This is a genomic window from Nonomuraea sp. NPDC048882 (genome assembly GCF_040649755.1).
GTDB classification, from domain to species: domain Bacteria; phylum Actinomycetota; class Actinomycetes; order Streptosporangiales; family Streptosporangiaceae; genus Nonomuraea; species Nonomuraea maheshkhaliensis.
The window spans coordinates 235072-250349 of the sequence record NZ_JBEZGB010000002.1; the positions used below are offsets into that span (position 1 = coordinate 235072).

The following is a 15278-nucleotide window of genomic DNA, read 5'->3' on the forward strand; positions in this document are numbered from 1 at the left end:
GCTAGTTCAGGAAGTTCCTGACCCCGTCGGCCAGGGCGCCGGCCATCCGCTTGCGGAAAGCGGGATCGGACATCTTGGCGGCGTCGCCCGGATTGCGCATGTTGCCGCACTCGATGAAGATCGCCGGCCGCGTCGACAGGTTGAGGCCGCCCAGGTCGACGCGGGTCGTCAGGCCCCTGCGCCCCACATAGTCGGCGTACGGCATGCCCGTGCCCTCGCGGTAGGCGTTACGAACGGCCAGGCCGAGCCGGCGCGAGGGCCGCACCACGTCGTCGTTGTGCCCGGGGAGCAGCCCCGGCATGATCACATGAAACCCGTGCCCGCTCGGCGCCGCGCCGTCGCCGTGGATGGACACGACCGCGTCGGCCCTGGCCTCGTTGCCGATCGCGGCCCGCTCGGTGACGCAGGGGCCAACGCCCTTGTCGTTGGGCCTGGTCAGCACCACCTTCGCGCCCATCTTCTCCAGGATGGGCTTGAGCTGGCCGGCGACGTCCCAGGTGAAGGCGTGTTCGGGAAAGCCGGCGTCGGTCCGGGTGCCGGTGGTGTTGCACGGCTTTCTGCCGGTGATGACGTCGACCAGCCGGTTGATCTCCTTCGGGTGCGAGGCGTTGCCGCCGTTGTGCCCCGGGTCGATCACCACGGTCTTGCCCTCCAGCGGACGACCTGGAGTGGCGGCCGGCGGCGGGGACGCGGGCAGCGCCGCCTCATGGGCGGCGGGCACGGCGGCGCCGCCGCATCCGGCGATCAGCGCGATCGACGCGGCCAGGGTGAGCTGGGTCACGGATCCGGCTCGGTAGACGCGCATGTGATCGACCGTACCCGGAGCGGGACGACAATCCCAAGACCTCTCTGACCTGCGCTGTCGTGTCGCGCGCCCAGCTTGGCGATCACGCTTCCGTCGGCGCGGGCTCCCGTGTCCCATGGACGCGGACGCGGCTACGCGCCCGGCAGTGGCGGCTCCTCGCGTTTGCGGATGACGTACGGCGGCATCGCCAGCGCGTGCAGGCCCGTCTCGCGCAGGGTCTGGATCGCGTGCTCCGGCGTCTCGGCCGGCGGTTCCCCCGGGCCGGAGAGCGTGACGCCGGCCAGCACCGGCGTGCCCGTACGCGCGTGCCAGGCCGTCAGCAGGGCGTGCAGGAACGGCAGGCTCTCCCGCTCGACCGTCTGCGGCGTGGCCGTGCCGTCCACGTGGGTGATGCCCGGCAGCAGGTCGCGGTGTTCCGGGCGGACGGCGACGGCGTACTGCATGAACGGGGACGGCCGGTCCAGCTCGAAGATCCGTTCCGCGTGCTCGGCCGTCACCACGGGCGCCGGCGGCCGGAACCACTCGCGGCCCTTCACCTCGAAGTTGACGTAGTCCTGGAGGTCGGGGTCGCGCGGGTCGCCGAGGATGCTGCGATGGCCCAGCGCCCTCGGGCCCGACTCGCTGCGCCCCTGGTACAACCCGATCACCCGGCCGCTCTCCAGCAACGCCATGAGTGCCGCCGTCAGGTCCTCTGGCCGCTCGACGTACAGGTCGGCGGGCAGACCGCGGATAGCGGCCTCGATCTCGCGCTCGTCCCGGTCGGGGCCGAGGAAGTCGTCCGTCCAGCGGAACCCGGGCCGTACCCCGAGGCAGGCGGCCAGCCCGTACAGGGCGCAACCCACGGCGGTGCCGCCGGTGTGCGGGGCGGGCGGGACGAACAGCTCGCGGAACGGGGACTCGCGGATCAGCCGTCCGTTGGCCGAGCCGCTCAGCGCCGCACCACCGGAGAAGGCCAGCGCGTCCAGGCCGGTCTCGGCGTGCAGCCAGGCGACGACCTGGAGCAGCGCCCGCTCGAAGGCCCGCCGTCCGGCGGCGGCCAGATTCGCGGCCCGCCGGAACTCCTCACCGCCCGGCTCGTACCGGAAGGAGTCTGTACGGCGGGGCTCCCCACCACCTGGCTCGGTACGGCGGGACTCGCCACCGCCCGGCTCGGGTCGCCGGAACTCCCCGCCGCCCGGCTCCTCCCCGAAAGCGCCCGCGTGACGGAACAGCTCCGTCCAGGCGGGCGGGATGTGCACCTCGTGGCCGCGTACGTCCAGGTCGGGCAGACCCAGCGCGTCCGGGTCGCCGTACGGGGCCAGCTCCATCACCTTGGTCCCGTCGCCCTCGCTCCCCGGCCACGTCACCTCGGCCAGCAACGCGTAGAAGCAGCCGAGCCCGGCGGGCCTGGCCCAGTCGCCGTCCCAGAACTGCTTGGCCAGGCACTCGATCCGCCCGCGCGTGCACCGGTAGTAGGAGGCGACCTCCAGCAGGTCCTCGTCCGCGTCGAACGGCAACTCGACCTGCTCGACGAGGTCCCCGATCCGGCTGCCCCGCGCGTCGATCACCAGCCCCGCCGCCTCCTCGAACGGCGACGGGTGGAACGCGCCGTAGATGTGGGACAGGTGGGAGGAGACCATCACGATCGGCGTCTCGTCCCCGAGGCCGAGGACCTGGCGGGTCTCCTGCTCGTACGCGCCCGCGTGCTCGATCTCGGTGTCGGCGGCGTAGCCCTCCACGACCAGGTCGACCCGCTCCTTGAGCAGCGGCATGGCGGGCACGTACCGGTCCGGCAGGTCGCCGAGGCGGCCCCAGTGGTGCTCGCGGCGGCTGACGCGCTCCTTCTGCAGGCTGTACATGCCCGACTCGCCCACCGCGACGGCGATGGAACCATCTTGCGTACGATTTATACCGACAACAATGGGAAAGTCAGCCATCGCGATGCCTCCTGATCGTGATCACGGGCACCGATACCCACGGCCAGAACAAGTGGATCTCCCAACCACGTAAGGGACCCGTCAGCCGAGCAACCGCCCGAGGTCACGCCGGGCAACCGCCCGAGGTCACGCCGGGCAGCCGGCCGAGGTCACGCCGGGGCAGCAGGTCGACTCCCGCACGCCCGCGCGACAGGGCGGCGAGGACCCTCGTGCTGCGTTCCCGTACGCCCTCCGTTTACGCTGCGATTGGGGATGGACGCCGAGGCGGCCACCGCCCAGGACACCGCATGACTGATGAGAGGAGACCTGGGCCTCGTGAAAGATACGTTCGAAGCCTGGCCGGTCATGGACCGCACATCAGGAGGACCCTTCGCGCTGCGGGTGACCGTCCGCAGGGCCGCGGCCGACGAAGGAGCGGCCGCGGCCGAGCTGATCGCCACCGCGTTCGCCGGGCTGAGATGCTCGGCCTACCTCGTGCCCGACCGCCGGTCGCGGCATCGGATCCTCGCCGCCGACTACCGCATCTTCGTCGAGCACGCTTTGGAGCACGGTGAGGTCCACTTCGCCGACGACGGCCAGGCGGTCGCCGTGTGGTTCCAGCGGACGGCCGACCTGCCCGGGCCGGCCGACTACGACCGGCGGCTGAGCGAGGCCACCGGCGAGTGGGCCGAGCGCTTCCGCGCCCTCGACGAGCTGTCCGAGCAGAACCAGCCGCAGCCGCCGTACCACCACCTGGCCTTCCTGGCGGTCCATCCCGACCGGCAGAACCAGGGGCTGGGCACGGCCCTGCTGCAGTACCAGCACGCCCGGCTGGCGGGCGCGCCGGCGTACCTGGCGGCCAGCGACCCGCGCAACCGCGACCTGTACGCGCGGCACGGCTACCAGGCACGGCAGCCGTTCGCGCTGCCGGACGGCGCGCTCTTCTGGCCGATGTGGCGCCCCGGCGACGCCTGACCCGCTGATTCGGCCGTCGCGGCGGCCCGGCGACGCCTGACCCAGAGCCGGCCGTCGCGGCGGCAGGCCGACTGCTGACGCACAGTGGCGCATGCCCTTTTGTGAGGCGTCACAGATTTGACCGCCCACATTTACTCCACGGTCCAGTTCACAGAATGACGAGCATGGCTCATCGTTTGTCTGCGAATCGAACCGCGACCAGTGGGGAGCCTCCATGCGCCGCCGTACCTTCCTCATGTCCGTGCCGGTAGCGGTGGCGTTCTCGGGGGCGGTGTGGCACGAGGCGGCGGCGTCGATCTCGTCGGTGTCCGCGGGGGCGAGCCCGTACGGGCCGCTCGGCGCGCCCGACGCCAACGGCATGGCGTTACCCTCCGGGTTCACCGGCCGCGTCGTGGCCCGGTCGGGCCGGCTGGTCGGCGGCACGCTGTGGCACCCGGCCCCCGACGGCGGCGCCTGCTTCGCCGACGGCGCCGGCTGGATCTACGTCTCCAACTCCGAGGTGCCGCTGATCGGTGGCGCCTCGGCGATCAAGTTCAGGGCCGACGGGTCCGTGGAGCGCGCGTACCGGATCCTCAGCGGCACGAACATCAACTGCGCCGGCGGCGCGACCCCGTGGCAGACCTGGCTGTCGTGCGAGGAGATCTTCCGCGGCCGCGTGTACGAGACGTACCCGCTCGGCGGCGAGGCCCGCGCCCGCCCCGCCATGGGCCGCTTCAAGCACGAGGCCGCCGCGTGCGACCCCGACCACCGCGTGATCTACCTGACCGAGGACGAGAGCGACGGCTGCTTCTACCGTTTCACGCCCACGACCTGGGGTGATCTGTCCAGCGGCCGGCTCGACGTGCTCTGCGGCCTCGGCGACGACGCCGTGGAATGGCGCCAGGTCCCCGACCCCACGCCCGGCGTGCTCGAACGCCAGACCAGGCACCAGGTCGCCGCGGCCAGGCACTTCAACGGCGGCGAGGGCTGCCACTACGCCGCCGGCGTCTGCTACTTCACCGCGAAGGGGGACCGCAGGGTCTGGGCGTACGACACCGCCCGCCAGACCGTGACCACGATCTACGACGGCACGGGCACTCTCGACGGCGTCGACAACATCACCGGCCGGCCGTCGGGCGATCTCTACGTGGCCGAGGACGGCGGCAACATGGAGATCAACATCATCACACCGGACGGCGTCGTGGCCCCGATCATGCGCCTCGACGGCCACGCGAGCTCGGAGATCACCGGCCCCGCCTTCTCCCCCGACGGCACCCGGCTCTACTTCTCCTCCCAGCGCGGCACCAGCGGCGAGTCCGCCGGCACCGGAGGCATCACGTACGAGGTGACCGGCCCCTTCCGCAGCTGACCGACCCACGGATTCCGCACCCCCCACCCCCTGCCGAAGGAGTCCTCATGGCGCGACCGGCCAGAACGCCCCGAACGGCCCGGAAATCGGCATTACGAACGGCCCGGAGAACAGCACGGAGAACTGCGCGGAGAACGCTCAGCACACTCACCGCAACCTGCCTCGTCCTCGTTCTGGGTCTCAGCCTCACGATGTCATCCGCGCACGCCGCCCAGGCCGAGGTGTACGTGGCGCTGGGCGACTCGGCCGCCGCCGGCCCGCTGGTGCCCAACCAGATCGGCCCCGACTACGGCTGCCTGCGCTCCGACCGCAACTACCCCCACCTGACCGCACGGGCCATCGGCGCGAGCACGTTCCGCGACGTGACGTGCTCGGGCGCCAAGACCACCGACATGTACGAGTCGCAGGACACCGAACTCGGCGACGTGGCACCCCAGCTCGACGCGCTCAGCCAGAACACGACACTCGTCACGGTGCAGATCGGCGCCAACGACGTCGGGCTGACCGACTTCATCGAGGACTGCCTGAACCTGCTGCCGCCCCCGATCGGCGACGCCTGCAACGACGACTACAACTCAGGCGGCCAGGATCAGTGGCGGGTCGCGACCGACGCGCTGCGCCCCCGCCTCACCACCCTGGTCTCCGACATCCGCGCCCGCGCCCCGCAGGCCAGGATCTTCGTGGTGGGCTACGCCACGTACGCGCGGCAGAACGGCTGCTACCCGCGCGTCCCGATCATCCGCGCGGACGCGAACTACATCAGGGCCACGCTGATGTACTTCAACCAGATGCTGGCCGAACAGGCCGCCTCGGCCGGGGCGGGCTTCATCGACCTGCAGACGCCGAGCGCGGGCCACGACCCGTGCGCGTCGCCCGGCGTGCGGTGGATCGAACCGTACGTCCCGGCCGCGCCCGCCGCGCCGTTCCACCCGAACGCCCTCGGCATGCGCAACTTCGCCACCATCGTGACGTCCGCGGTAACCGGCGTCCTATAAGCACCAGCTTGACCAGGATCCGGTGAGGCGGCGGCATTACCGGCATCCGCCGGGGCGGCGGCCTTACCGCGATCCGCTGGAGCAGCGGGCCTTACCGGGATCCGGTGAGGCGGCGAGCGGCCAGCGCGGCCCCGATCCGCTGAAGGTGAGCCGAATCCATCGGATCGAGCCCGGTCAGCGCGGCGGCCCGGCGCAACCGGTAGTCGACGGTGTTCGGGTGCACGTGCAGCAACTCGGCCGTACGCCGCCGATCGAGCCCGGTGTCCAGGTACGCCGTGAGCGTCCTGAGCAGGTCGGGATTGTCGAGCAGCGGGTCCAGCAGCCCCGCGAGCAACGCCGTGGCCTGGCTCGACCGGGTCAGCTGGTATTCGAGCAGCACATCGGCCAGCCGGTAGGCGCCCGGCGGCTGCTCGAAGACCCGCGCCACCTCCAGCACCTCCTCGGCCAGCCGCGCCGCCGCCGGCACGTCGTCCGGTGGCGCCGGCTCGGCCGCCAGCCACACGGGCACGCCCGCCGCCCGCCCCGCCGCCTCCGCCAGCTCTCCGACGTCCGGATCGGCAGCCTCCTGCAGCGGAAGAAGCACCACCCCACCCGACGTGTCCAGCGCGGTCAGCACGGGCTCGCTCACGTGCCGCTGCAGCGCACTCCTGATCCGGTGCAACTTGCGCCGCCCCGCCACCGCCGCACCAGGCCCGTCCTCGTCCGGATGCCGCCCCACCGCGATGGCCAGCACCAGGTAGCGCGGCGCCAGCCGGATCCCCGCCAGCGCCGCCCGGTCACCGCCGAGCAGCGCCGCCACGGTGGCGTGCATGGCGTGCTGCTCCTGGCTGAGCACGCTCTCCCTCTCCTCCAGGTACGCCGTGCACACGGCGGCCGTCACGGACTCCATGTACCGCAGGATGATCCGGTTCGCCTCCAGCACGTCACCCAGGTCGTCCGGCCCCGCCTGCGCGAACAGCCGCTCACACACCATCCGCGCCCCCAGGTGATAGGCCGCGAGCAACGCCTCCAGCGGCACCCCCTCCTGCGCCCGGCGCACCGCCGACACCCGCAACGGCGCCAACTCGGCCCTGGCAGGCGGCCGCCGATCACGGAACACCCGGGCGATCAGGCGCAGGTTATGCTCGGTGATGGCCGTGATGTCCCCGTCCAGCTCCTCTTGGGGCAGCCGCCGGTAGACGGGGATCTGCTCGGCGAACCCACGTACGAGCAGCCGGGCCAGCTTGGCGGACTGACGCTCGAGCAACTCGTGCACGGGGCACCCGGCCAGAGTGAGAGCCACGCTCGAACACTCCCAGATCGCGCGACATCAATAAAGGCCCCGCGGAGACGGCGGCGCTGATCTCCCATGTGGTGGGTGAGCACGGCCAGGTGACGTCGGTCGAAGTGGACGCTGTCGTCGCCGAGCACGCGGCCGGGAATCTGCGCGAGGCCGGGTGCCGGCCGCGGGTGCTCGTCGGTGACGGTGCGGAGGGGTGTCCAGATTTCGCCCCGTTCGATCGGGTGCACGTCACGTGCGGGATCCGGCGGGTGCCGTACCCGTGGGTCGAGCAGGTCCGGCCCGGCGGCGAGCGAGACCATCAGGTGTACCAGCTGGGCGATCGGTCCCTGTGGGACGAGCTGGTGGACGCCTACTTCCGCTGGGTGTCGTGGGGCGAGCCCGGACATGAGCGGTTCGGGTTGACCGTCTCCCAGGACGGCGGTCACTCGATCTGGCTCGACTCGCCGGAACGGGTGCTGACGCCGTGAACCGATCGGCCACCTCGCAGGCGGCCGATCGGCGGAGAAGGGACGGTCACTGGCCGGTCAGCTTGAGCCTGACCGTGTAGGCGTACTTGCTGCTGGACAGGACGGTGTCCTCGATGTGGATGTCCCCCACGCCGAGATTGTCGCAGTCGTAGCCGAAGGCCCACGCCTCGCCCAGGTTCTGGCCGCCGGTGATGATCGGCGGGTTGACCTCGCGCAGTTCGAAGTACTTGTTCTCCTGCCGCTGGACGATGGTCGACGGGTTGCCGAAGTCCCCCGGGTCGCCGTCCGAGCGCGCGATGCTCATGTCGAAGTGTCCGTTCTGCGGGAACCAGTTCCCGTCGACCTTGAAGCGGAGCTCGTCGACGCCGTCCTTCTCCCTGGGGTTGCTGAGGTCGATGTCATAGAGCGTCACGACGCACGAAGACGCCATGGCGTGGGCCGGCGCGGCGGCCACCGCCGGCCCGATCATGCCCGCGGCGAGGGTGAGTGCGGCGATGAGCTGAGGAGTGCGCATGCTCTTGTTCTCTCCTTGATGCCTGGATGCCTTGATGTCGAACGCCCCGCGACATTCACCGAGCGCGGCATCAGAGTGGCCACGCCACCGTGAGCACACCGTTAACCCCCAGGTGAGTCACGCAGAACACAACCCATATGTGCCTTTTCGAACAGTCGCCCGGCCGGCTCACGCCTAGCCTGCTCCGCTATGAGGCAGTCGCTGACCATGCTCCTGCTCGGCTCACCGGACGTGTCCGTCGGAGGGATGCCCCTGCGCATCCGCTCCGCCAAGACGCGCGCGCTGCTCTGCCACCTCGCCACCACGACCGGCCCACAGCCGCGCTCCACGCTGGCCACGCTGCTGTGGGGCGAGCGTCCCGAGGCCAACGCCAGGGGCAGTCTGCGGCTGGCGCTGTCCGAGTTGCGCGCGGAGGTGGGCGGCTGGCTGGAGATCACCCGCACGCACGTACGGTTCCGCGAGGCCGGCGAGTGCTTCGTGGACCACCGGGTGCTGTGCGGGGCCCCGGCCGTGGCCACGGCGCTGCGGTTGTGGCGCGGGGACTTCATGGACGGGGTCGCGTTCTGCGACGCGCCGGCGTTCGGCGAGTGGGTGAGCGTGGAACGGCAGCGGATGCGTACGCTGCTGCGCTCGCTGCTCCCGCCGCCCGGGTCGGCGGCGTCCGACGAGGTGACGCGGCTGGCCCGCATCATCACCGGGCTCGATCCGTACGACGAGGAGGCGTACCGGGTGCTCATGGCCTCCCTGGCCGGGACGGGGAACCGGGCCGCCGCCCTGGCCTGCTACGACGAGCTGCGCCGGCGGCTGGCGGACGAGCTGGGAGTCGCCCCCGCACCGCCGACCCAGGCCCTGCGGTGGGAGCTCGCGCCCCGTGCTGCGGCCCGGCCCGGTCCGCCCCTTCCCGGCACGGAGCTGATCGGCCGGGACGCCGAGGTGGCCGCGCTGCGGGCGCTGCTGGCGCGCGAGCGGCTGGTCACGCTGCTCGGGCCCGGCGGTATCGGCAAGACCCGCCTCGCCATCGCCGCCACCGCCCCGGAGTCCCGTCTCGACGCGGGTACGAAGGCCCGAGCCGGCCCCGCGGCCTCGCCGGGCACCGGAGGGAACGGCTTGCCCGTGGAGACGGTCTTCGTGTCGTTCGCCGGGGTGCGGGCGGAGGCGGCCGTCACGACGCTGGCGCGCCGTCTGGACGTGGATCTCGCGCCGCCGCGTCCCGCCCTCGACCTGCTCCTGGCCCACCTCGCAGCCCGCCGCCGGCGGCTCCTGCTCGTCCTCGACAACCTCGAACACCTTCCCGCCTTCGACGCGGTCATCGGCGCCGTCCTGCACGCTGCCCCGTCCGTACGGGTCCTCGCCACGAGCAGGCGGCGGCTGAGTCTGCCCGGCCAGGCGACGGTCACCGTGGAAGGGCTGCCGGGACCGGCCGCCGAGGCGTTGTTCGCGGTACGGGCACGCGCGGCGCGACCGGCGTTCGACCCCGACCGCGAGGCGGCCCCGGTGGCGGCGATCTGCGCGGCCACCGGCGGCCTGCCCCTGGCCATCGAGCTGGTGGCAGGCCTGCTGCGCGCCGTGCCCTGCGCCGACCTGGCCCGGCGCCTCGGCGTGGACCCCGGGCTACTGTCGGCCGCCGGGCCCGCCGCCCGGCCGCGGCACGCCTGCATGCGTACGGTCTTCGAGACCTCGTGGCACCTGCTCGACCCGGCCGGGCAGCGGGCGCTGGCGGCGCTGTCGGTGTTCGGCGGCGGGTGCACGCTGGAGGCGGCGCTTGAGGTCGCCCGCACCAGCCTCGACGTGCTGGTCCGCCTGGTGGATCACAGCATGATCCGGCTGACCTCCTCCGGCCGGTACGTGATCCACCCCCTGATCCAGCAGCTCGCCGCCGAACGCCAGAGCCCGGCGGACCTCCAGGCCGCACGCCGGCGCCACGCCGCCTACTTCGCCCGCCTGCTCGACCGGCACGCGGACGCGTTGCAGGACGCCTCCGACACCGAGGTCACCGCCGTGCTCGGGGCGGAGCTGGACAACATCAGGCCGGCCTGGGCCGCGTCGGGCGACCCGGGTTTCCTGGACCACTACTGGATTCTGTGCCTGCGGCTGCACCTGTACGAGGAGTCGGTGGCCATCCTGCGCCGGCACCTCGAAGGCGCGACGGAGAACCGGCTGCTCCGGGCCCGGCACCTGTGGATGGCGGGAACGAGCGAGCACCATCTGGCCAGGGACCTGGACGCCACCCGCCTGGCCAGGGCGGCCCTGGCCACGCTGGGCGAGCCGCTGCCGGAGTCGCGTACCGGCTTGGTCGTCACCTGCCTGACCGCAGCGGCCCGCCAGAGCGCCCACCGCCTGACCCCGCCCCGCCTCACCCTCCCGCCCAGCCTCGGACGCGCCCCCGACCGGCCGGCCTCCGACCGACACGGCTCCGGCGACCACGATCCGGGCGGACGCGAGCGGGAGGCCGGTGGGCGGGAGGCCGGTGGGCGGGAGGCCGCGCAGGCGCTGACCATGCTGGCCAGGCTCGCCTACCACCAGCAGGACCTGCTCACAATGCTGGCCGCCTCGTTACGCCAGCTCAACGCCGCAGAACGGACCCAGGACCCCGCCCTGCGCGCCGAGTCCTACGCCAACGCCGCCACCATCGCCCGCGTCGCGGGCCTGCACCGGACGGCCACCCGCTACGGCACGCTGGCAGACCGCGCCCTGGCCGAGGTCGAGCACGCCCGACTGGAGCCGGCGGGGTCAGCAGGATCAGCGGAATCGGCCGGCTCGGCGGGCTCGGCAGGCGGTGGGGCGGTGGGCGGCAGGCCGGTCGAACTGGCCGTGGAGGCCGCGAATCGGGCCCGGCTGGCTCGGGGGCTCGACCAGCTGCACGCCGGGGCGTTCGAGGCGGCCAGGCGTTCGTTCACCGAGTGCCGCGCCAGGACGCTGACGCCCCGCGTGGCGGAGAACTGCACGGGCATGCTCGCCGAGACCGCGCTCTGGCAGGGGGACTTCACGGCGGCGGCCGAGCTGTTCGCCGACACGGCCGAGCAGGCGGCCAGGCGCGTGGGCGGGGACGACATCGGCCGGCACTGGTGCCTGACCGGCCAGGTCGAGGCGATGCTGCGGATCGACGGGACGGCTCCGGAGCGGATCCGGCAGGTGCTGGAGGCGGCCAGGGCGTCCACGGAGCGCCGCCGTACGTGCGAGAAGGAGCTCGGCCTGCGGGACGGCCCGGTCATGCGCACGATCCAGGACATGCGCCTCCTCACCGCCACCGCCCGCCTGCACCTGCGCACCCAGCACCCCGAAGACTCCGCCTTCCACCACGGGCCCGGCGACGCCGTCCTCCGCCACGGGCCTGACGACCGGGCGCTGACGGTCGGCGTTCCCCAGCCACCGGACGACGTGGCGGCGGTGCGGGAGGTGCGGGAGGTGCTGGGGCTGGCCGAGCGGTTGCCGGTGGGGCAGCGGGGCATGCTGGAGTGCTGGGCCGGGCTGGCGGAGCTGCTCTGGGCGCTGCCCGGCCCGCCGGACCGGGCGTCCGCGCGGCGCCTGCACCAGCACCTGTCCAGATACCAGGCCAGGAACCCGGGCGCCGCGGCCAGGATCGGCTGGGCCCGCGCGCTCGTGCTGGCCGTCGCGGGCAGAAACGGGCCGGCCGAAAAGGCGGCGCACCGCGCGCTGGCCGCCGCCGAACGCCTGGCCACCCCGTACGACCGCGACCGCGCCGAGGAGATCCTCCTGCACCTCACCCGCCCCACGACCAGGCGACCATCCGGCCGGCAGCCCGACCACGGAACAGAGAGCGGCGTGTCGCCGTCACGGGAAAATTTCAGCCAGGAGTTCCGCGCCCGTTGACGCGGAAGCGCAGGGAATGGAGGATCAGGGTCGCCCTGTTGGGAGCGCTCCCACCCCCTAAGGACCTCCATGACCCGACGCCGGGCCGCCTTACTGGCCCTCTTCACCATGGTCGCCCTGTCCCCCGCCCCAGCGGCCCAAGCCGCCGACGAGGGACCCGAGCAGATCGTGAACGGCACCTTCGACACCGGCACCGCCCCCTGGTGGGGCACCGGCAACGTCACCCTCGCGGTGGACGACGGCCGGTTGTGCGCCGACATCCCCGGTGGCACCACCAACCCCTGGGACGTGATCATCGGCCAGAACGACCTCCCGCTCGTGGCGGGCGAGACGTACGCCTACCGGTTCTTCGCCACCGCGACCCCGGGCAGAGTCGGAAGGGCGCTGATCCAGCTCCCCGTGGACCCCTACACGCAGTATCTGGCGGCCGCGCCGGAGATGAGCGTCTCGGGCAACTCCTACACCTACACGTTCACCGCCCCCGTGTCGCTGCCCGACGCCCAGGCCGTCTTCCAGCTGGGAGGCAGTCCCGAGCCCTGGAGGTTCTGCATGGACGACGTGTCGCTCAAGGGCGGCGCGGAGCCCGAGGTGTACGAACCGGACACGGGCCCCCGCGTACGCGTGAACATGGTCGGCTACCTCCCCACGGGCCCGAAGAAGGCCACGGTCGTGACCGAGGCGACCACGCCCCTGGACTGGCAGCTCAAGAACGCCGCCGGCACCACCGTGGCCCGCGGCAGAACCACCCCGAGAGGCGTGGACGCCAGCTCCGGCCATAACGTGCACACGCTCGACTTCGGCACCTACCGCAAGCCGGGCAAGGGCTACACGGTGACGGCGGACGGCGAGACGAGCAGGCCGTTCGACATCGCGGCCGACCTGTACGCGCAGCTTCCGACGGACGCGCTGAAGTTCTACTACACCCAGCGCAGCGGCATCGAGATCCTCGACAGCCTGCGCCCCGGCTACGGCAGGCCGGCCGGTCATGTCGGCGTCGCGCCGAACCAGGGTGACGTGAGCGTGCCGTGCCAGCCGGGCGTCTGCGACTACAGCCTGAACGTCAAGGGCGGCTGGTACGACGCCGGCGACCACGGCAAGTACGTCGTCAACGGCGGGATTTCGGCCTTTCAGCTCATGGCCGCGTACGAACGTGACAAGACCGCCTTCAAGGACGGCCAGCTGAACATCCCGGAGAGCGGCAACGGCCGCCCTGACATCCTGGACGAGGCCCGCTGGGAGCAGGAGTTCCTGCTGAGCATGCAGGTGCCGGACGGCAAGCCGGACGCGGGCATGGCGCACCACAAGATCCACGACCAGAACTGGACCGGCCTCCCGCTCCTGCCCCACCTGGACCCGCAACTGCGCGAGCTGCACCCCACCTCCACCGCGGCCACGCTGAACCTGGCCGCGACGTCGGCGCAGGCGGCCCGGCTGTTCGCCCCGTACGACGCCGCGTTCGCCGCCAGGAACCTCACCGCGGCGCGCAAGGCGTGGGCGGCGGCCAAGGCGAACCCGGAGCGGTACGCCGACCCGACCGACGGCACCGGCGGCGGCGCCTACAACGACAACGACGTGAGCGACGAGTTCTACTGGGCGGCGGCCGAGCTGTACCTGACCACGGGCGAGCGCGAGTTCAAGGACTTCGTGCTGGCCTCGCCGCACCACACGGGCGACATCTGGCGTGATCGCGGCTTCGACTGGGGCAACACGGCCCAGCTCGGCCGCCTGGACCTGGCGACGGTGCCGAACGCGCTGCCGGACCGGGCACGGGTCCGCAAGTCGGTGGTCGAGGGGGCCGAGAAGTATCTGGCGATCCAGCGGGCGCACCCGTACGGGCTGGCCTACGACCCGCCCGACTTCGACTGGGGCTCCAACAACCTGGTGCTGAACAACCTGGTCGTCATCGCGACGGCCTACGACCTGACCGGCCAGGAGAAGTACCGCGCGGCCGTACGGGAGGGCATGGACTACCTGCTCGGCCGCAACGCGCTCAACCAGTCGTACGTGACCGGCTACGGCGAGGTCGCCTCCAAGAACCAGCACAGCCGCTGGTACGCCCGCCAGCTCGACCCCGCCCTGCCCAACCCGCCGCGCGGCACGCTGTCGGGCGGCCCGAACTCCAGCATCCAGGACCCGCTCGCGCAGCGGCTGCTGCAGGGCTGCGCGCCGCAGTTCTGCTACGTGGACGACATCGAGTCGTGGTCGACGAACGAGCTGACCATCAACTGGAACTCCCCGCTGGCCTGGGTCTCCGCGTTCCTCACCGACGAGGGCGGGCGCTCGGACTGCCGGGTCCGCTACACGGCGTTCGGCTCGCGTCCGTTCACCGCCCAGGTCGTGATCGAGAACACCGGCAGGCACAGTGTGGACGGCTGGGACCTGCGCTGGTCGTTCCTGAGCGGCCAGCGGGTGCGTGACGACTGGGGCGCGTCGCTGTCGCAGTCGGGCTCGGTGGTGACGGCCAAGGGGCTCGGCGCGAACAGCCGCATCAAGCCCGGTAAGTCGGTGACCTTCGGCTTCACCGGTACGAACACCTCAGGCCCCAACCCGGCCCCCGAGGTGTTCCACCTCAACGGCGCCCGCTGCGGGTAGCCGCGAGGGGTCCCCTGGGCGTCGCGGGCACCTTCGGACGCCCAGGGGACTCCAGGTAGACGCGTTCGGTGAGCCGTTCGCGGCCGGCGTACGTCGTAGGAGCATGAGGATCTGGCGAATAGTGCTCCTGCCCGTGCTGCTCCTGGCGCTGAGCGCGTCGATGGCGCCGGCGCAGGCGGAGGTCGCGTCGAAGCGGGCGCTGGTGGACTTCCGCAAGCAGGGCGGCTTCGCGGGGCTGAACGACCGCGTGATCGTCTACGGCAACGGGTGCGTACGGCTCAGCCGGCGTACGGGGCCGACGATCGACAAGTGCCTGACCGCCAAGGAGCGGCGCAAGCTCCACGGCCACCTGCGTAACCTGCGCATCGGCGCTTCCGAGCGGCCACCGCAGGGGGCGGACTTCATCAAGTACACGCTCGCGTACGACCACCGCAGGGCCGCCCGCTACCGGCTGCCCGCGAGCTGGCAGCCCGTGGTGCGGCTGCTCGATCAGATCATGGAGAAGTACTGGGCCCCGGACTGACCTGATCTTCCATCAAGCGATTGACCGAGACGGGTCGGCCGAACTACCTTC

At 72.1% G+C, this 15278-nt stretch carries 11 protein-coding genes; 7 read left to right on the plus strand and 4 right to left on the minus strand.

The window, feature by feature from the left end; genetic code table 11:
• Position 1: 1 nt before the first annotated feature.
• Entirely contained in the window at positions 2-805 is an 804-nt protein-coding gene (locus tag AB0C27_RS06255) for an N-acetylmuramoyl-L-alanine amidase (protein ID WP_357838678.1), read from the minus strand.
• Between the two features lie 131 nt (positions 806-936).
• Complete coding sequence (locus AB0C27_RS06260) at positions 937-2721, minus strand: carbamoyltransferase C-terminal domain-containing protein (RefSeq protein WP_357838681.1); 1785 nt, start codon at positions 2719-2721, stop codon at positions 937-939.
• A 315-nt stretch (positions 2722-3036) separates the two neighbouring features.
• Here AB0C27_RS06260 and AB0C27_RS06265 point away from each other — a divergent pair, with 315 nt between their 5' ends.
• The 3 genes from AB0C27_RS06265 to AB0C27_RS06275 all read left to right on the plus strand — a co-directional run bounded on the left by AB0C27_RS06265 (position 3037) and on the right by AB0C27_RS06275 (position 6018).
• A complete protein-coding gene (locus AB0C27_RS06265; protein ID WP_357838684.1) occupies positions 3037-3675 on the plus strand; it encodes a GNAT family N-acetyltransferase in 639 nt (212 codons plus the stop codon).
• 214 nt (positions 3676-3889) lie between these two features.
• Positions 3890-5023 (plus strand): alkaline phosphatase PhoX, encoded by a 1134-nt coding sequence (locus AB0C27_RS06270; protein WP_357838688.1) that lies wholly within the window; start codon positions 3890-3892, stop codon positions 5021-5023.
• Positions 5024-5214: 191 nt separating this feature from the next.
• Positions 5215-6018 carry an SGNH/GDSL hydrolase family protein gene (locus AB0C27_RS06275; protein WP_357838691.1) on the plus strand — a complete coding sequence of 268 codons (804 nt, stop codon included), beginning with the start codon at positions 5215-5217 and terminating at the stop codon, positions 6016-6018.
• 91 nt (positions 6019-6109) lie between these two features.
• On the opposite strand, the gene AB0C27_RS06280 is transcribed toward AB0C27_RS06275, so the two are convergent.
• Positions 6110-7300, minus strand: a complete 1191-nt coding sequence (locus tag AB0C27_RS06280) for a helix-turn-helix domain-containing protein (protein ID WP_357838693.1) — start codon at positions 7298-7300, stop codon at positions 6110-6112.
• Positions 7301-7326: 26 nt separating this feature from the next.
• Between AB0C27_RS06280 and AB0C27_RS06285 the strand changes: the two genes are divergently transcribed.
• Positions 7327-7767, plus strand: a complete 441-nt coding sequence (locus tag AB0C27_RS06285) for a hypothetical protein (RefSeq protein WP_357840634.1) — start codon at positions 7327-7329, stop codon at positions 7765-7767.
• A gap of 46 nt (positions 7768-7813) precedes the next feature.
• On the opposite strand, the gene AB0C27_RS06290 is transcribed toward AB0C27_RS06285, so the two are convergent.
• Positions 7814-8281 carry a hypothetical protein gene (locus AB0C27_RS06290; RefSeq protein WP_357838696.1) on the minus strand — a complete coding sequence of 156 codons (468 nt, stop codon included), beginning with the start codon at positions 8279-8281 and terminating at the stop codon, positions 7814-7816.
• 189 nt (positions 8282-8470) lie between these two features.
• On the opposite strand from AB0C27_RS06290, the gene AB0C27_RS06295 reads away from it, so the two are divergent.
• The 3 genes from AB0C27_RS06295 to AB0C27_RS06305 all read left to right on the plus strand — a co-directional run bounded on the left by AB0C27_RS06295 (position 8471) and on the right by AB0C27_RS06305 (position 15227).
• Complete coding sequence (locus tag AB0C27_RS06295; protein ID WP_357838699.1) at positions 8471-12112, plus strand: BTAD domain-containing putative transcriptional regulator; 3642 nt, start codon at positions 8471-8473, stop codon at positions 12110-12112.
• 69 nt (positions 12113-12181) lie between these two features.
• Positions 12182-14704 carry a glycoside hydrolase family 9 protein gene (locus AB0C27_RS06300; RefSeq protein ID WP_357838702.1) on the plus strand — a complete coding sequence of 841 codons (2523 nt, stop codon included), beginning with the start codon at positions 12182-12184 and terminating at the stop codon, positions 14702-14704.
• Between the two features lie 103 nt (positions 14705-14807).
• Positions 14808-15227 carry a hypothetical protein gene (locus AB0C27_RS06305; RefSeq protein ID WP_357838705.1) on the plus strand — a complete coding sequence of 140 codons (420 nt, stop codon included), beginning with the start codon at positions 14808-14810 and terminating at the stop codon, positions 15225-15227.
• Positions 15228-15278: the final 51 nt, after the last annotated feature.

Excerpts from the sequence above, each read along its gene's own strand:
- AB0C27_RS06255 (WP_357838678.1), bottom strand. The coding sequence starts at position 805 with ATGCGCGTCTACCGAGCCGGATCCGTGACCCAGCTCACCCTGGCCGCG.
- AB0C27_RS06260 (WP_357838681.1), bottom strand. The coding sequence starts at position 2,721 with ATGGCTGACTTTCCCATTGTTGTCGGTATAAATCGTACGCAAGATGGT.
- AB0C27_RS06270 (WP_357838688.1), top strand. The coding sequence starts at position 3,890 with ATGCGCCGCCGTACCTTCCTCATGTCCGTGCCGGTAGCGGTGGCGTTC.
- AB0C27_RS06275 (WP_357838691.1), top strand. The coding sequence starts at position 5,215 with ATGTCATCCGCGCACGCCGCCCAGGCCGAGGTGTACGTGGCGCTGGGC.
- AB0C27_RS06290 (WP_357838696.1), bottom strand. The coding sequence starts at position 8,281 with ATGCGCACTCCTCAGCTCATCGCCGCACTCACCCTCGCCGCGGGCATG.
- AB0C27_RS06295 (WP_357838699.1), top strand. The coding sequence starts at position 8,471 with ATGAGGCAGTCGCTGACCATGCTCCTGCTCGGCTCACCGGACGTGTCC.
- AB0C27_RS06300 (WP_357838702.1), top strand. The coding sequence starts at position 12,182 with ATGACCCGACGCCGGGCCGCCTTACTGGCCCTCTTCACCATGGTCGCC.
- AB0C27_RS06305 (WP_357838705.1), top strand. The coding sequence starts at position 14,808 with ATGAGGATCTGGCGAATAGTGCTCCTGCCCGTGCTGCTCCTGGCGCTG.